This window comes from Luteibacter yeojuensis (assembly GCF_011742875.1).
Lineage (GTDB): Bacteria > Pseudomonadota > Gammaproteobacteria > Xanthomonadales > Rhodanobacteraceae > Luteibacter > Luteibacter yeojuensis.
Window position 1 is genome coordinate 1,844,242 of sequence record NZ_JAAQTL010000001.1, and the last position, 16,404, is coordinate 1,860,645.

The window sequence follows — 16,404 nt, forward strand, 5'->3', positions numbered from 1 at the left end:
TGCGAAAACGGATCCATCGATCCAGGGGAGAACCATGACTTACCGCTTCGTGCGGCCCATGCTGGCCGTGCTGTGCCTTGCCTCGACCGCCGCCATGGCGGCCGACCTCGTTCCGGTGGCCGATTTCGCCCGGCGCATGCCACTGACCGATCCCAGCCTGTCGCCCGACGGCCAGTACGTCTCGATGGCCTACCACGACCCGGACGGCAAGACCCACGGCCTCGCGATCTACCGCGTCGGCGACATGAGCAAGCCGGTCACCCTCATCAAGATGCCGCCCTACGAATTGCCGGCGGGCATGATCTGGGCGAGTTCCACCCGCCTGGTGGTCGCCCGCGGGAAGGTGGACGGTTCGATCGGCCGCGCCACGTATACCGGCGAACTGATGGCCATCGACGTCGACGGCAAGAACCCGGATTACCTGTACGGCTACGAAGGCTACGGCAAGCGCGCCGCCACCCGCGCGCTGGACCGCGGCTGGGGCACCATCGAAGGGGGGCCGGTGCAAAGCAACGGCCACTTCTACATGCGCGCGACGGAGTGGGACAACCAGAACAAGAGCACGCTGTACGACGTGGACGCCAAGACCAGTACGCGCAAGCTGATGGCGGACATCGGGCTGGGCGGCATGAATTTCATGATCGACCCCACGGGCAACGCGCGCTTCGCCTTCGGCACCGACGACAATTTCAAGTGGGTGGTGTTCCATCGCGACGGCAACGGCTGGACCAGGCTGCCGAACAGCGAGGAAAAGCAGACCTTCGAGCCCATCGCGAAGGTGGCCGGCAGCGATCGGATCTATGCGAAGTTCAGCCCCAATGGCCAGGGCGGCCAGTTCGTCGAACAGGACGAGGACGGCGGCAACCTCAAGGTGATCCGCAAGGACGACTTCAGCGAGGTGACCTCCTCCGGGCTCTGGACGCCGGCTCCGCTGCGTCCGTTCGGCACCGTGTCGGCCACGGGGATACCCAAGGCCACCTACATCGATCCGCAGGCGCCCGTTTCCAAGCTGCACATGGCCCTGTCGCAGAAATTCCCGGGCAACTTCGTGAGCTTCGTGGACTTCAGCGAGGACGGCGGCCAGCTCATGTTCAAGGTCGCAGGCGACCGCGAGCCGGGCCGTTACATGCTGATCGACACGAAGACCTACAAGGTCACGAAGCTGTTCGACGCGGTGCCCTGGATCGATCCGGCGAAGATGGCCGAACGACGCCCGCTGCGCTTCAAGGCCAGCGACGGCACGGAACTCGAGGCCATCCTCACCTTCCCGAAAGGCAAGGCCGAGTCGGACCTGCCGATGGTGCTGATGCCACACGGCGGCCCGCACGGCGTCAGCGACGACTGGTTCTTCGATGGCGATGCGCAGTTCCTCGCCAACCGCGGCTACCTGGTGCTGCAGGTCAACTACCGCGGCTCCGGCGGACGCGGCGCCAGCTTCGAGCAGGCCGGCTACCTCAAGTGGGGCACGCGCATCCAGGAAGACCTGATCGACGGCGTGAAGTGGGCGATCGCCGAACGCTATGCCGATCCGAAGCGGGTCTGCGTGTACGGCGCGAGCTTCGGCGGCTATTCGGCCATGATGACCGCCATCCGCGCGCCCGGCATGTTCAAGTGCGCCGTCGGCTACGACGGTATCTACGACCTCGACATGATGTACAACAAGGGCGACATCAAGGACCGCAAGTTCGGACGCAGCTACCTCACCACGGTGATCGGCAAGGACGCGGCCGACCTGGCCGCCAATTCGCCGGACCGCCTCGCCGACAAGATCGACGTGCCCGTGTTCCTCGTGCACGGCGAGGACGACCAGCGCGCTCCGTTTGCCCAGTTCAAGGCCATGCGCGCCGCCCTGGAAGCCGCTCACAAGCCGTACGAGACACTGACCAAGCCGGACGAACGGCACGGCTTCGTGAAGCCCGAGAACGTCGAGGAATTCTATAACCGGTTGCAGGCATTCCTGGACAAGCACATCGGCGAAGGGCGGGCATCGACGGCCTCCGCGGCTCCGTAGCCCCGTAGCCCACCCCTGTAGGAGCCGCTATAGCGGCGAGAAGCCAACGGAGCGACGAAGCGGCGAGGTAAGTTCCCCTCGCCGCTATAGCGGCTCCTACAGGGAGCCTGAGAATCTGGCCGGTTGCGCGCCTTCGGGACAGGCGTTATGGTCGCGTGATCGTCGGGCCCGGGTGGGGTATGGCGGGGCTTGGGAGGCTTTAAGGGTATGCACGTCAGTTCGGGGCATAGACGCCTCGTCGCGCGACGACGCGCGGCGCTAGCGACCGCGCTCGTGGCCGCCCTGTCCGCCGCCGCCCACGCCCAGCAGACGGCGCCCACCGCCGAAATGCTCGCGCCGGTCAACGTGACCGTCACCGGTTCGCGCATCCGCGGCACCGACGTGGAAACGGCGCAGCCGGTCTTCAGCATGGACCGTGCGGCCATCCGCGCCACCGGCCTGACCGACCTCGGCGACATCGTCGCCCGCATGCCCTCGGCCTCCACGCCGGAGGTGACGCCGCAGGACACCCTCTCCTCCAGCAACGACGCCGGCGGCAGGTACGCCAACCTGCGCAACCTCGGCGCCGTGCGCACGCTGGTGCTGGTCAACGGCCGCCGCTGGACCACCAGTCTCGGCGGGCTGACCGACCTCTCGACCATCCCCGTCTCGATCGTCGAGCGGATCGAGGTGCTGAAGGACGGTGCCTCGTCCATCTACGGCTCCGACGCCATCGGTGGTGTGGTCAATATCGTCACCACCGATCGTTTCGAGGGCGCGTCCGCCGACGTTTTCTACGGCGTGAACGGCCACGGTGACGGCGCGCAGAAGAACGGCACGTTCACCTGGGGCCGGAGCACCGAGAGGGCGTCCATCATCCTCGGCGCCGGTTACGAGGACGGCGACGAGCTGCGCGACAGCAAGCGCTCGCTGACCCGCTCCGGATACGGACCGCGCCACCCCGACGCCGGCTTCGGCATGGGACCGTACGGCGGCGTGGTCGACCCGGTGACGGGGCAGAGCTACGTCGTGAACCATCCAGGTGGCGTCGTGGGTGACACGTCGGACATCGCCAACTACCACCCGTACGACGTCGACAGCAACGCCGACAAATATTCGACCGCCCGCGACATGACGTTCCGCGCCGGCACCAAGCTGCGCAACCTGTTCGGCACCGGGCGCTACAACCTCAGCGACAACGTGGCGCTGCGCGGGATGGCGATTTACGACGTGCGCGACACGCGCAGCCAGAGCGCCGGCTACCCCTTGCAGAGCGGATCGGGCCGGGGCGACGGCCTGGGCATCGATCCGGACAACGCCTACAACCCCTTCCCCGGCTACGAGACCTCGTTCTTCCGGCGCACCGTCGAGATGCCGCGCATCGTATGGGCCAGGAGCAAGGCGATGCACGTGGACGCGGGCGCCGAGGGCACCTTCCCCTGGGCAGGCCACACCTGGAACTGGGACGTCACCTACGCCTATTCCGAAACACGCGCCAGCCGCACCACCACCGGCAACATCGACCTCCTCAACGCGCGCAAGGCCCTCGGTCCGACCGCGGTCGTCGACGGCCAGACGGTGTGCGCGAACGCGGCCGACCGCGCCGCGGGTTGCGTGCCGTGGAACATCCTCGCAGGCCCCGGCGGTACGCCCGCCGCCGTATGGGACTACGTCGGATCCACGACCACGGCGCGCCAGACCACGCGCACGAACGATGTCATCGCGAACCTGACGGGCGGCCTGTTCGACCTTCCCGCCGGTACCCTCCGGGCCGCCGGCGGTTTCGAGCATCGCCGCGAACACGGCCGCTACGTGCCGGATCCCGCCGACTCCGCGGGCCTCACCACGCAGCTTGCGACCGACCCGACCGACGGCGGCTACATCGCCAACGAGGCGTATCTCGAATTCGACGTGCCCTTGCTCGCGGAACGGCCGCTGGCGAGGGAACTGGCCGTGAACGCGTCGTCGCGCTACTCCCACTACACGGCTTTCGGCGGGCGGACCAACAACAAGTACAGCCTGCGCTGGAAGCCCTTCGACGACCTCTTGCTGCGCGCCACGTACGCCGAGGGCTTTCGTGCACCGACGGTGGCCGACCTTTACGCCGGCTCCGCGGAAAGCTTCGAGAGCTTCCTCGATCCCTGCGACAGCGCCTTCGGCGCGGCGGCGAGCGACGGCGCCGTGCGCGCGCGCTGCGCGGCGGCAGGCGTGCCGGCGAATTACCGGCAGATCGACCAGTCCGGCGCGCAGATCGGTTCGGCCACCGGGGGACAGAATCCCGTCGCCTTCCGTACGGGGGCCAATCCGGCGCTGAAACCCGAGTCGTCCATCACGCGTACGGCGGGGCTCGTCTACAGCCCGTATTTCATCGACGGTCTCGACCTCACCCTCGACTATTACAAGGTCGATATCAGCGGCGTCATCACGCCGATCGTCGCCGGCGACATCCTCAACTTCTGCTACGTGCGCAACGACCCGACCTGGTGCGGCCGCTTTGTCCGCGGCGCCGATGGCCATATCGCCGCGCTGGACGAAAGCCTCGCCAATCTCGGCTCGCTGCGCACCGAGGGCTACGACCTCGGCCTGCACTATCGTTTCCCCGAAACGCGCTACGGCGAATTCACCGTACTTTCGGACAGCACCTATCTCAAGGACTACACGCAGGTCAGCGCACCGGGCGCCGCACCGCGTCACCTCGCCGGTTACATGAACGGTGTGCAGGGGCTGTACCGCGTCCGTTCGAACCTCTCGCTCGACTGGTCGTGGCGCCGGTTCGGCGCGACGTGGACCACACGCTACTTTTCGGGACTGAAGGATTCCTGCTGGTCCCCCGACGTCGAATGCAACCGCCCCACCGAGCTGAACGCGCTCACCGGCGTCACCGGCGTGAGCCGCAAAGGCGGTGTCGCGTTCCACGACCTGCAGGTGCGCTGGCAGGCGCCGTGGAACGGCAGCGTCCGTTTCGGCGTCAACAACGTGTTCGGCCGCAAGGGCCCGCTGTATTACAACGTGTCCAGCGCCGGCGGCGGCAGCCCGCCGTACAACCCGGCGTTCGATGTCGATCGCTATTACTACATCGGCTACCAGCAGCGCTTCTGACACCTCCCGCGGAAGCCGCCATGGCGGCGACACGCCGGCGACCCCTCCATGGCTCGCAATGAGAAATTTCGCAAAGTCTATGATTTTGCTGGAATTTCTTGCGTCGTCGTAAACATCGCGTTATGGTCGGATCACGTCGTATTCACGTGTAGGGTCTTTACGACGCGGGTGTCCCCACACCCTGGCCCGGTACCTCCATAACGAGCGCCCAAGGCGCCTCCAAGCAAGTTGTTCAGCCCTGTTGTGAAACAGGGTCAGGGAGATTTTTACCTCATGACAAGCATGTTCAAGCGCACCGCGCTTGCTTCCACCCTGGCCGCCGTCCTCTTCGCCGGCACCACCCAGGCGCAGAGCACCGTTGGCGAGATCCATGGCAGTGCCGCCGCGGCGCAGACGGTCCAGATCCACAATATCGATACCGGTGCGACGCGCACGGTGACGGTCGGCGAGGACGGCCGCTACCGCGCCGCATCGCTGCCGATCGGCAGCTACCGCGTGAACGTCCAGAAGGACGGGCGGACCGTGTCCACCCGCGAGATCAACGTCGTGGCCGGGCAGTCATCGCAGGTGAACTTCGCCGCGGATGCCTCCGACGCCTACGCGCTGGACACCGTCAGCGTCTCGGCGAACGCCCTGGCCGTCATCGACATCGCCTCGGTCGAATCGCGTACCAGCTTCACCGCCGACCAGCTCAACAAGCTGCCCGTGCCGCGCAACGTCGTCGACGTCGCCGCGCTGACACCGGGCACCGTCAAGGGCGATGGCGCGTTCGGCAACCTGCCGTCGTTCGGCGGCGCCTCGGTCGCCGAGAACAGCTACTACGTCAACGGCTTCAACGTCACCAACCTGTACAACAACCTCTCGTTCTCGGAAGTGCCCTTCCAGGCCATCCAGCAGCTCGACGTGCAGACCGGCGGCTACGGCGCGCAGTACGGCTTCTCCACCGGCGGCGTGACATCGGTCATCACCAAGCGCGGCACCAACGAATGGAAGGGTGGCGCGAGCTGGGTCTATACCCCGGCATGGGGCCGCGAGCAGTCGCCGACCACCTACACGAAGGACGGCAACCTCTATCGCACGTACCGGCAGAACAACGAGAACCAGAACGTCTACTCGGCGTGGCTCGGCGGCGCGCTGGTCAAGGACAAGCTGTTCTTCTACGGCATCTTCCAGGCCGACCGGAAGACGGAAACCCGCTACCCCGTCGCCACCTCGACGGCGGCCGCACAGCGCAACACGCAGAGCAATCCGTTCTACCTCGTCAAGATGGACTGGAACCTCGACGACTCGAACATCCTCGAGTGGACGTCGATGAACAACACCCAGCACACGACGAACCGGTATTTCGGTTCCTCCATCGACGCCAACGGCAAGCCTTCCACCGACGATTACCTGGGTCGTCGCCACGTCAAGACCGGCGGCGCCACCAACATCTTCAAGTACACCGGTTACCTGACCGACGACCTGACACTGTCCGCCCAATGGGGCAAGATGAAGAGCAAGAACTCTTCGGAATACGTCAACGCGGACGGAACGGTCGGACGGTACGACGGCAACATCGACAGCGCGATCGCCGGTTGCCCTTACATCATCGACCGCCGGGCCAGCACGCTGAACGGCACGACCAGCCCCATCCGCTCCTGCTACCTCGACAGCAGGATGAACCGCTTCGACGGCGAGGACCAGCGCACGGCCTACCGCGTCGACCTCGACTGGAAGATCGGCGACCATAGCCTCGCGGGCGGGTATTCGCGCGAGAAGTGGACGTCCGAGGCCGGTACCGCCTATGCCGGCGGCGTGCTGTACAGCTACAACACGAACAAGCGAGGCGAGGATTACGTCCAGGTCGTCAATTTCCGGAACGGCGGCTCCGTCATGGTGGACCAGAAATCCTGGTACCTGCAGGACAACTGGCAGGTCACGGACAACGTCCTCGCGTACATCGGCGTCCGCAACGACTCGTTCAACAACAAGAATGGCGACGGCCGCAACTTCGTCCGCCAGGGCAATATCTGGCAGCCCCGCCTGGGCTTCTCCTGGGACGTGTTCGGCGATTCCGCCACGAAGGTCTACGGTACCGCCGGCCGCTATTCGCTGCCGATCGCGGCCAATGTCGCGCTGCGTGCCGCCACAGCTTCGTATTACACGCAGCAGGAGTTCGCGTACTCTGCCATCGATCCCGTCACCGGCGCACCCACCTTGGGCGACCCGCTCGGCGAGCGCGAAATCGTCAATGGCGAGAGTGGCGTTACCCCCAATCCACGTTCGGTCGCCGCCAGGAATCTGAAGCCCTACTCCCAGGATGAATACATCCTGGGCTTCCAGCACCGCATCGGCAGCGACAACGCCTTCCTCGACGGCTGGGTGGTCGGTGCCAAGGCGACGTACCGGCGCCTGAACAACGCCATCGAGGATACCTGCGACTGGCGTCCGTTCTACGATTACGGCAAGTCGATCGGGCTGGACATGGACACCCACGGCGGCAGCCGGTTCACGCCGCCGCAGGGTACGCCAGGCTGCTTCATCTACAACCCCGGCAGCAAGGTCACCCTCGACGTCGACCTCGACGGCAGCGGTACGCTGCGCAAGGTCACCCTCCCCGGCACCGCGTTCGGTCAGAAGGCCAAGCGCAGCTATCAGGCGCTGACCCTTTCGGCGGAGAAGGCCAGCGAGAAGCTGTACGTCAATGCCTCGTACACCTGGTCGAAGAACCGCGGCAACATGGAAGGCCTGGTCAAGTCCGACAACGGCCAGGACGACACGGGCACCACCAGCGCCTTCGACTACCCGGAACTGATGATCGGCGCCAACGGCTACTTGCCGAACGACCGCCGCCACAGCTTCAAGGTCTACGGCGGTTATGCGCTTACGCCGGAGTGGTCGGTGGGAGTGAACGGCCTGCTCGAGTCCGGCCGCCCGACCAACTGCTTCGGTGGCGGCAACGGCACCGTCGCCGGCATCCCGAGCTACAACTCCGCGTTCTTCTACTGCGAAGGAAAGATCACTTCGCGCGGTCGCGGCAAGCGCCTGCCGTGGACCTGGACGCTCAGCCCGAACATCGTCTACACCCCCGCCTATGCCAGGGGCCTGACGATGCAGCTCGACGTCATCAACGCGTTCAACAACAGCAAGCCGATCGCCATCAACGAGATCGCGGAGAGAGGTAGCGACCAGACGTACTACAACACGACGTACCGCGTGCCGACGTACTTCCAGACGCCACGCCACGTGCGCCTGATGGTGCAGTACGACTTCAGCCTGTAAGAACCCTCCCCTCCCGTCGTTCCTGCGGAGGCAGGGACGGCGAGAGGGGAACCTGCCGCCTTATTCGTAAAACGGGTCAGAGAACCAGCGGGCGATCCGGCAGTTCGTTCCTGCGCGGGTCGCCATTCCCCGGGAAGTGCCGTGCCAGCAGGGCGCCGGCTTCCGCCACGCCCGTCTGCACCGCCTCGCGGTAACGCCCCCCTGCGAACTCGTCACGCATGTGCGAGGTGATCGCTTCCCACTCAGCCGGTGCGACCACCTTCGCGATACCGCGATCGGCCACGATTTCGATGCGGTGCTCGGAGAGCAGCACGTAGAGCAGCACGCCGCAGTTCTCGTCGGTATCCCATACGCGCAGGTGCGAGAACAGCATGGCCGCGCGGTCGCGGGCGGTGACGTTCGCCGCCACCGCCGGGAACGGCAGGCGCGACTCGATCGCCACGCGCAGCTCGCCGCGATGCGTGCCCTCGCCCTCCGCCACCGTCTTCGCGATGGTGTCGAGCGTGGCGGACGGGAAGTGCTTGCCCATCTGGAACCAGCCGGCAAACAGATTGGTTGCGATACGTCCGATATCCATCACCAGTTCCCCGATGCGCCGCCGCCGCCGAAGCTGCCGCCGCCGCCGCTGAAGCCACCACCGCCACCGCCGCCGAAGCCGCCGCCGCCAAAACCGCCACCGCCGCCCCAGCCGCCGAAGCCGCCCCAGCCACCGCCCCCGATGGAGCGGCCGGCGCCAAGCGGGATGGCCATGAACAAGGCGCCGGCGACGAGACCGAGCACGCCGCCAAGCAGCGAATGCAGGAACAGCCAGCCGAGGCCACCCGCCATCGCGCCGCCCAAGGGCATGCGCACGCCAAGCGGCGCGCGGCCGAGGATGCCCCGCAGGAAGATCGCGCCGAAGATCAGCGGGACCAGCAGGTGCCCGCCTCCGCCACGACGCCGCTCATGGCTCTCGTCCGGTGCCACCGGCGCGGGCAGCGCCTCGCCCTGCACGATCTGGGTAATCGCGTTGAGCGCTTCGGCGATGCCGCCGTAGTAGTCGTTGGCGCGCAACTTCGGGGCCATGTATTCGCGGATGATCCTCGAGGCGATGGCATCAGGCAGCGCGCCCTCGAGACCGTAACCGACCTCGATGCGCACGCGGCGGTCATTCTTGGCGAGCAGGAGCAGGACGCCGTCGTCGGGTCCTTCCCTGCCCACCTTGTTGGTTTCCGCCACCTTGAGCGAATAGCTTTCGAGGTCTTCCGGCTGGGTCGTCGGGACCATCAGCACGACAACCTGCGCGCCCTTGGTCTTTTCCAGGTCGACCAGCCGCGCATCGAGCTGGGCCACCTGCTCGGCGCTGAGCGTACCGGTGAGATCGGTGACGTGACGGGCGAGCTTCGGCACCGCCACGTCGGCCCGCGCCGCCAGCGGCGGCACGAACAAGGCGATGGCGAGCAGCAACGCTGTCGCGAAACCGCGCATCACCGGCCGGCCGTGGAAGCCGGAGCCGGGGTGGAACCGAAATCGACCGTGGGTGCGCTGGAAATGGCCTTTTCGTTCTCGACGCTGAAGTTCGCCTTCACCTTGTAGCCCATGACCTTGGCCGTCAGGTTGTTCGGGAACGAGCGGATCAGCGTGTTGTAGCTCTGCACCGCGGCCACGTACCGGTTACGGGCGACGGTGATGCGGTTTTCGGTGCCCTCGAGCTGGGCCTGCAGGTCGCGGAACGAGCCATCGGCCTTCAGCTGCGGGTAGTTCTCGCTGACCACCAACAGGCGGGACAGCGCGCTGGTCAGCTGGCCCTGCGCGGCCTGGAACTTCGCGAGCGCTTCCGGATCGTTGAGCAGTTCCGGCGTGATCTGGGTCTGGCCGACCTTGGCACGGGCGTTGGTCACCTCGGTAAGCACGCGTTCCTCGTGCTGGGCGTAGCCTTTCACGGTGTTGACGAGGTTCGGCACCAGATCGGCGCGGCGCTGGTATTGGTTCAGCACTTCGGACCAGGCGGCCTTCACCGCCTCGTCCTCGCGCTGTATGGCGTTATAGCCGCAGCCGGAGAGGAAAGCGGCGAGCAGGACGAGGGCAAAGGCGCGGACGAGTGTCTTCATGGCAGCGGGTTTCCTTGGTAGGTGCCGCAACAAATTACCCTAAAGCCATCCCCCGGGTGTAGGAAATCCCGATCGCGGCGAAAAGCCAAACGCAATTGCAGGAGCCGCTATAGCGGCGAGGGAAGCTCGACTCACGGTTTCATCGCTCCGTCGGCTTCTCGCCGCTATAGCGGCTCCTACAGGCCGCTGCGCCTAGAGGAAACGAGGCACCAGGATCAGCGCCCAGCTGACCAGCACCATCATCATCAGCAGGAACACGGCCGCCGAGCCCATGTCCTTGGCCCGGCCCGCCAGCTCGTGGAATTCCGGGCTTACCTTGTCCACCACGGCCTCGATGGCCGAGTTCAGCAGTTCGGCCGAAAGAACCAGGATCGGGAACGTGATGAGGACGATCTTCTCCACCGCCCCATGCCCCAGCCAGAGCCCCAGCGGGACGACCGCCACGGCAAGGAAGACCTCGAGCCGGAACGAGGCTTCGTGCCGGAAACAGGCCTTCAGTCCCTTCATGGACCACAGGAAGGCCGCATAGATCTGCCGCGGCCCCCGCCGCTCGGTCGATGCCATGTTCGCTCAGGCCGCCCGCATCGGGGCCGGGCCGGCGAGCCGGCAGGTGGTGGTCGGGTTGCACTGCGGCATCGAGGCGGTATCGGGACAAGTGGAAGGACCCCGTATCATGCCACAGCCCGCCTTGCCTCTGGCTTAGGGGCTGCCGCCGTGGCGAATCGCCGCGCCCTCTGGCGCCGCAACACAACCGGGCGGACCATTTGTATTACGCTTGAACGGTTGTGACTCCGTTCAGGGTCACGGCAACGGGAGCAGGGCCACCGGTCCTCTCGCTGTTTCCAACGCGACCGGAAAATACATGGCAATCCAGAACCCGCCCGTATCACAGACCAAGTCCTTCAGCACGGTCTTCCTCATCGAGATGTGGGAGCGCTTCGGCTTCTACGGCATGCAGGTGCTGATGGTCACCTACATGGTGAAGAAGCTCGGCTTCGCCGACGTCGACGCCAACCTCGTCTGGGGCGCGGCTTCGGCCCTGATCTACGCCACTCCCGCCATCGGCGGATGGATCGGCGACAAATTCCTCGGTTCGCGCCGCACCATGCTCAGCGGCGCCGTGGTCCTCATGGTGGGCTACGCCCTGCTCTGGATCCCGACCAACAACGCCTACGCGCTATACCTCGCGCTCGGCGTGATCATCCTCGGCAATGGCCTGTTCAAGCCCAACGCGGGCAACCTCGTGCGCAAGATCTACGAGGGCGACGAAGTCAAGATCGACAGCGCCTTCACCATCTACTACATGGCGGTGAACGTCGGCTCGACGATCTCGATGCTGCTCACGCCCTGGATCCGCGACTACGTCGGCGAACACTACGGCGACGCGCTCGGCTGGCACACCGCCTTCGGCGTCTGCTCCATCGGCCTCATCCTCGGCCTGATCAACTACTACTTCATGCGCCGCACGCTGGCGCACATCGGCTCGGTGCCGGACTACGAGCCGCCGAAGGCGAAGAACATCCTCGGCGTGGTCGTGGGCGGCTTCGTCATCATCGCCGTCTCGGCCTACATCCTGCAGAACCAGAGCGTCGCCCAGCTTTGCGTCTATGCCGCGGGCATCGTCATCCTTGGCATCTTCGTGCACCTCATCCGTTCCAGCGAACCCGGCGAGCGCGCCGGTCTCATCGCGGCGCTGGTGCTCACGATCCAGACGATCTTCTTCTTCATCTTCTACCAGCAGATGTCGACTTCGCTGAACCTGTTCGCCCAGCGCAACGTCGATCTCTCCTTCGGCATCTTCGGCTTCGAGATCTTCCGCTGGATCCCCGAGCAGTTCCAGTCGCTCAACGCCATCTGGATCGTGATCCTGTCGCCGATCCTGGTGTGGATCTACAACTCGCTCGGCAAGCACGGCAAGGATTTCCCCGTCGCCGCCAAGTTCGCCCTCGGCTTCGCCGCGGTGGCCGCCGGTTTCTTCATGTACGGCCTCGGCGCCACCACCGCAGTGAACGGCGCGATCTCGTCCTGGTACATGGTGTGGGGTTACGGCCTGTACTCGCTGGGCGAAGTGCTGGTGAGCGGCCTGGGTCTCGCCATGATCGCCCGCTACGTCCCGGCGCGCATGGGCGGCTTCATGATGGGCGCCTACTACGTCGCCTCGGGCGTGGCCCAGTACATGGGCAGCGTGGTGGCCAATTATGCCGCCATCCCCGACAACATCACCGATCCGCTGCAGTCGCTGCCGATCTACACCAGCCTGTTCAACAAGCTGGGCTTCGTGGGCGTGGGCTGCACGGTCATCGCCGTGGCGATGCTGCCGCTCATGAGGAAGCTGTCCGCCAACCACGCGCTGGCGGCGCTCCCCCCGATCCCGCCCGTGCACAACGAAGACCTGTGATGCGGCGGAGGGCCGCGCCGCCTGGCGCGGCCTTCCCGCCATGACGAGACCACCGTGAGCGACAACCTGCATACGCCATCGTCCCGCTCCGGTCCCTTCGCCCTTGCGCGCACCCTTGCCTGGCTCCGCCTCTGCGCCATCGCCGGGCAGAGCGTGGCGATCCTGTCCTGCGTCACCCTGCTGAAACTCGACATCCCTTTGCTGCCGCTCATGCTCGGCGTGTGCGTGCTGGCGGTTTTCGCCGCCGCGGCCTCGTTCCGTCTCGGCATGCCGTGGAAGGTCGGCGAGGGCGAGGCCATCGTGCACATCGCCGCCGACACGCTCGTGCTCGGTTACCTGCTCTATTTCACCGGCGGCGCGGCGAATCCCTTCGTGTCCCTCTTGCTCGTGCCGATCGCGCTTTCCGCCGCGGCACTGTCGATCGCCGGCGTGTCGCTCGTGGCGATCCTCACCGGGGTGGCCTACGTGCTGCTGGTGCCTTACCACCTGCCGCTGCCGACCCTGGGCGACAAGAGCCTCGATTTCGACCTCTACGTCGCGGGCATGGGCGTCAACTTCGTCATCATGGCGATCCTGCTCGGCGTCTTCATCAGCAACCTGGCCAAGGCCATCCGCCTCCAGCAAGGCGAGGTGCAGCGCGTGCGCGAGCGCGCCCTGCGCGACGAGGGCATCCTCGCCATCGCGACCCAGGCCGCCGGCGCGGCACACGAACTGAATACGCCGCTCTCGACCATGCGCACGCTGCTGCCCGAGATCCGCCGCGAGCACGCGACGGACAACCCGCTCGGCGAGGACCTCGACCTGCTCGAGGGTCAGGTGGAGCGATGCCGCACCATTCTTCGCGAGATGGTCGCCTTCGGGCAGGCACAGCTCTCCCAGGTACCGGAACGGCTCACGCTCGACGAGTTCGTGCACGTCTGCCTGGAGCGCTTCCAGCTGCTGCGGCCGGAAGCGGACGTCACGCTCACGCTCGAGCCGGGGGCGGGCCGCATCGCCCTGCGCTCGCCGCCGGGTCTGCGCCATGCCCTCATCAACCTGCTCAACAACGCGGCCGACGCGTCGGCCCTGAACGAGAGCGCCGCCGTGGGCCTGCGCATCGGCATCGTGGAGCAATGGCTGGAGCTGACCGTCACCGACGAAGGCCCCGGCTTCGACGAAGTCGACGAACTCGGCACACTGGGCCTGTCGCAGAAAGAGACGGGCCTCGGCCTGGGCCTCGCCCTCGCGGAAGCCACCGCCGAACGACTGGACGGCGAACTCGCCGCGAGCAATACAGGGCATGGCGCGCAGATGCGCCTGCGCCTGCCCCTTCGGGTCATCGGAGACCACGCATGAACGATCTCGTTCCACCCCAGGGCCGTCCCCTCCTGATCGTCGACGACGACGCCACGTTCGCGCGCGTGCTCGGCCGTGCGCTGACTTCGCGCGGCTTCGAGGTCATCACCAGCGACAACGCCGACGACGCGCGTGCCCTCGCCCGCCGTCACCAGCCGCGCTACTGCGTGCTCGACCTGAAACTCGGCGACGAGAACGGCCTGCGCCTGATCCCCGAACTGCAGGCGCTCGTACCGGACATGCGCGTGCTGCTGCTCACCGGTTACGCTTCCATCGCCACCGCGGTGGAAGCGATCAAGCGCGGCGCGCACGACTACCTCGCGAAACCCGTCGACGCCGACGCCGTCGTTCGCGCGCTGCTCGATGGCGACGGCCCCGCCGACCTGGACGACCTGGTCGACGCGCCGGATGCCCCGCTGCCGCTGCGCCGCCTGGAGTGGGAACACATCCAGCGCGTGCTCACGGAGTGCGAGGGCAACATCTCCGAGACGGCCCGCCGCCTCGGCATGCACCGCCGTACCTTGCAGCGCAAGCTCAGCAAGCATCCCGTCCGCGAACGTCCCGACGAACATTGACCATGCGCCTTTCCCTCATTTTCGCCTCGTCGCTCGCGATCGCGGGGGCCGTGCATGCCCACGACATGGCCGGCATGGCGATGGGCCACGAGGCGCCCCTGGGCTTCGACGCCGCGATCGACGACGCGGGCCATCTCTGGGTCGTGGACACGGTGGGCGAGCACGTGCGCGTCAGGCGCTCCGACGACATGGGCCGCGACTTCGCGACTTCCACCATCGTCAATCCGGTGGGCGAACCACTGTATGCCGAAGGCGAGAACCGGCCGAAGATCGCGCTGGGCCCGAAGGGCGAGCTTTACGTGAGCTGGTCGCAGCCACGCAAGCTGCCGTGGACGGGGTTCGTGCGTTTCTCGCGATCGCTCGACGGCGGCGTGCATTTCGATCCGCCGAAGACGGTGCACACCGATCGTGCCGAGATCACCCATCGCTTCGACTCGCTCGCCGTGGACGGCAAGGGCGACATCGTGGTCGCATGGATCGACAAGCGCGATGTCGAAGCGGCCAAGGCCAAAGGCGAACCCTACCTGGGCGCCGCCACGTACTACAGCTGGTCGACCGATCGCGGCGCGAGCTTCGTGCCCGAGCGCAAGATCGTCGACGAGAGCTGCGAGTGCTGCCGCATCGCGCTCGCACGCGCACCGGACGGCAGCATCGACGCCTTCTTCCGCGCGATCTACGGCAACAACATCCGCGACCATGCGTATGCCACGCTGCCGATCGGAAAGGCCGCGCCGAACGTCGAACGCGCCACCTTCACCCAGTGGCACATCGAGGGCTGCCCGCATCACGGCCCGTCGCTGGCCATCGACGGGGCCGGCGTGCGTCACGCCGTATGGTTCAGCGCCGCGGACGGCAAGCCGACCATCTGGTATGGGCAACTCCAACCGGGTGGCGCCCCGGCTCACCTCGCTGCCGTTGCCGGCGCGGGGGCATCGCATGCCGACCTGGTCGCCGACGGCGGGCATGTCTGGATCGCCTACCACCAGGTGTCCGCGAAAGGACTGGATCTGATGCTGCGCGCGTCCGACGACGGCGGCGCCACCTTCGGCGAGCCGCGCGCCATCGCGCACACCGCCGACGCATCGGGATGGCCAAAGCTCGTCGTGTGGCAGCACCGCGCCTTCGTCGCCTGGAATCCGGGCGGACGGTTCCGGCTCGTGCCGACGGAGGCGTTGTGATGCGGAAGATCGTCCTCGCCGCCGCGCTGGCCGTGGCGTATTGCGCATTGGCCGCCCACGCCGCCGCTCCCGTCGCCCTGGGCACCGGCGACGTCGAGGCCTTGCTCGCGACGCCCGCCAAGGGCGTGCGGGTCGTCGGGATCTGGTCGCTCGATTGCGCGTATTGCGAGCAGAACCTCTCGGCGTTGCTCGCCTACCAGCGCGCGCACGCCGACGTGGATCTGGTCTTCGTGGCCACCGATCCGGTGACGCGGGCCGACGCCCTCGAAAGCCGGCTGAAGGCGGCGAAGCTCGACAGCGTGCCTTCCCGTGCCTATGCGGAATCGATGCCGGACCGGCTCAATTTCCTCATCGATCCGGCATGGGGCGGCGAGACGCCGAGGACGCTCGTGATCAAGGCGGACGGCACACGGCGGGCGTTCAGCGGTGCGCTGGATGCGAAGCGCATCGAAAAGCTCATGCGCTGAAAAACCGT

General features: G+C 66.5%; 12 protein-coding genes. 8 read left to right on the forward strand and 4 right to left on the reverse strand.

All coding sequences use genetic code 11. From position 1 onward, the window contains the following. Window positions 1-34 precede the first annotated feature (34 nt). The 3 genes from HBF32_RS08525 to HBF32_RS08535 all read left to right on the forward strand — a co-directional run bounded on the left by HBF32_RS08525 (window position 35) and on the right by HBF32_RS08535 (window position 8,353). Window positions 35-2,011: an alpha/beta hydrolase family protein gene (locus tag HBF32_RS08525; protein ID WP_240147805.1), complete on the forward strand. Its 1,977-nt coding sequence runs from the start codon at window positions 35-37 to the stop codon at window positions 2,009-2,011. 273 nt (window positions 2,012-2,284) lie between these two features. Next, window positions 2,285-5,089 (forward strand): TonB-dependent receptor domain-containing protein, encoded by a 2,805-nt coding sequence (locus tag HBF32_RS08530; protein ID WP_338039747.1) that lies wholly within the window; start codon window positions 2,285-2,287, stop codon window positions 5,087-5,089. Between the two features lie 273 nt (window positions 5,090-5,362). Continuing rightward, on the forward strand, window positions 5,363-8,353 hold the full coding sequence (locus HBF32_RS08535) for a TonB-dependent receptor (RefSeq protein ID WP_166699236.1): 2,991 nt from the start codon (window positions 5,363-5,365) through the stop codon (window positions 8,351-8,353). A 76-nt stretch (window positions 8,354-8,429) separates the two neighbouring features. Here the strand turns inward: HBF32_RS08535 and HBF32_RS08540 are convergent, their stop codons facing one another. The 4 genes from HBF32_RS08540 to HBF32_RS08555 all read right to left on the reverse strand — a co-directional run bounded on the left by HBF32_RS08540 (window position 8,430) and on the right by HBF32_RS08555 (window position 11,007). Continuing rightward, complete coding sequence (locus HBF32_RS08540) at window positions 8,430-8,930, reverse strand: TPM domain-containing protein (RefSeq protein WP_166699237.1); 501 nt, start codon at window positions 8,928-8,930, stop codon at window positions 8,430-8,432. Then, complete coding sequence (locus tag HBF32_RS08545; protein WP_166699238.1) at window positions 8,930-9,820, reverse strand: TPM domain-containing protein; 891 nt, start codon at window positions 9,818-9,820, stop codon at window positions 8,930-8,932. The genes HBF32_RS08540 and HBF32_RS08545 overlap by 1 nt, the downstream gene beginning before the upstream one ends. Then, window positions 9,820-10,443, reverse strand: a complete 624-nt coding sequence (locus tag HBF32_RS08550) for a LemA family protein (protein ID WP_166699239.1) — start codon at window positions 10,441-10,443, stop codon at window positions 9,820-9,822. The genes HBF32_RS08545 and HBF32_RS08550 overlap by 1 nt, the downstream gene beginning before the upstream one ends. A gap of 192 nt (window positions 10,444-10,635) precedes the next feature. Then, window positions 10,636-11,007, reverse strand: coding sequence for a diacylglycerol kinase (locus HBF32_RS08555; protein WP_166699240.1), 372 nt, complete (start codon window positions 11,005-11,007; stop codon window positions 10,636-10,638). Between the two features lie 298 nt (window positions 11,008-11,305). On the opposite strand from HBF32_RS08555, the gene HBF32_RS08560 reads away from it, so the two are divergent. Genes HBF32_RS08560 through HBF32_RS08580 form a run of 5 tightly spaced genes read left to right on the forward strand, consistent with a single transcriptional unit; the run spans window position 11,306 to window position 16,396 of the window. Beyond that, the gene (locus HBF32_RS08560; protein ID WP_166699241.1) at window positions 11,306-12,841 is read left to right on the forward strand and encodes a peptide MFS transporter; all 1,536 of its coding nucleotides are present in this window, start codon (window positions 11,306-11,308) and stop codon (window positions 12,839-12,841) included. 54 nt (window positions 12,842-12,895) lie between these two features. Then, the gene (locus HBF32_RS08565; RefSeq protein WP_338039748.1) at window positions 12,896-14,176 is read left to right on the forward strand and encodes an ATP-binding protein; all 1,281 of its coding nucleotides are present in this window, start codon (window positions 12,896-12,898) and stop codon (window positions 14,174-14,176) included. Further along, window positions 14,173-14,751 carry a response regulator transcription factor gene (locus tag HBF32_RS08570; RefSeq protein WP_166699242.1) on the forward strand — a complete coding sequence of 193 codons (579 nt, stop codon included), beginning with the start codon at window positions 14,173-14,175 and terminating at the stop codon, window positions 14,749-14,751. Before HBF32_RS08565 ends, HBF32_RS08570 begins: the two co-directional genes overlap by 4 nt. Before the next feature lie 2 nt (window positions 14,752-14,753). Further along, complete coding sequence (locus HBF32_RS08575) at window positions 14,754-15,929, forward strand: sialidase family protein (RefSeq protein ID WP_166699243.1); 1,176 nt, start codon at window positions 14,754-14,756, stop codon at window positions 15,927-15,929. After that, window positions 15,929-16,396, forward strand: coding sequence for a TlpA family protein disulfide reductase (locus HBF32_RS08580; protein ID WP_166699244.1), 468 nt, complete (start codon window positions 15,929-15,931; stop codon window positions 16,394-16,396). Before HBF32_RS08575 ends, HBF32_RS08580 begins: the two co-directional genes overlap by 1 nt. Window positions 16,397-16,404 lie beyond the last annotated feature (8 nt).

What these genes read in the sequence shown, in the direction of transcription:
- HBF32_RS08545 (WP_166699238.1), bottom strand. Translation starts at nt 9,820, where the DNA reads ATGCGCGGTTTCGCGACAGCGTTGCTGCTCGCCATCGCCTTGTTCGTG.
- HBF32_RS08560 (WP_166699241.1), top strand. Translation starts at nt 11,306, where the DNA reads ATGGCAATCCAGAACCCGCCCGTATCACAGACCAAGTCCTTCAGCACG.
- HBF32_RS08575 (WP_166699243.1), top strand. Translation starts at nt 14,754, where the DNA reads ATGCGCCTTTCCCTCATTTTCGCCTCGTCGCTCGCGATCGCGGGGGCC.
- HBF32_RS08525 (WP_240147805.1), top strand. Translation starts at nt 35, where the DNA reads ATGACTTACCGCTTCGTGCGGCCCATGCTGGCCGTGCTGTGCCTTGCC.
- HBF32_RS08550 (WP_166699239.1), bottom strand. Translation starts at nt 10,443, where the DNA reads ATGAAGACACTCGTCCGCGCCTTTGCCCTCGTCCTGCTCGCCGCTTTC.
- HBF32_RS08555 (WP_166699240.1), bottom strand. Translation starts at nt 11,007, where the DNA reads ATGGCATCGACCGAGCGGCGGGGGCCGCGGCAGATCTATGCGGCCTTC.
- HBF32_RS08535 (WP_166699236.1), top strand. Translation starts at nt 5,363, where the DNA reads ATGACAAGCATGTTCAAGCGCACCGCGCTTGCTTCCACCCTGGCCGCC.
- HBF32_RS08580 (WP_166699244.1), top strand. Translation starts at nt 15,929, where the DNA reads ATGCGGAAGATCGTCCTCGCCGCCGCGCTGGCCGTGGCGTATTGCGCA.
- HBF32_RS08570 (WP_166699242.1), top strand. Translation starts at nt 14,173, where the DNA reads ATGAACGATCTCGTTCCACCCCAGGGCCGTCCCCTCCTGATCGTCGAC.
- HBF32_RS08540 (WP_166699237.1), bottom strand. Translation starts at nt 8,930, where the DNA reads ATGGATATCGGACGTATCGCAACCAATCTGTTTGCCGGCTGGTTCCAG.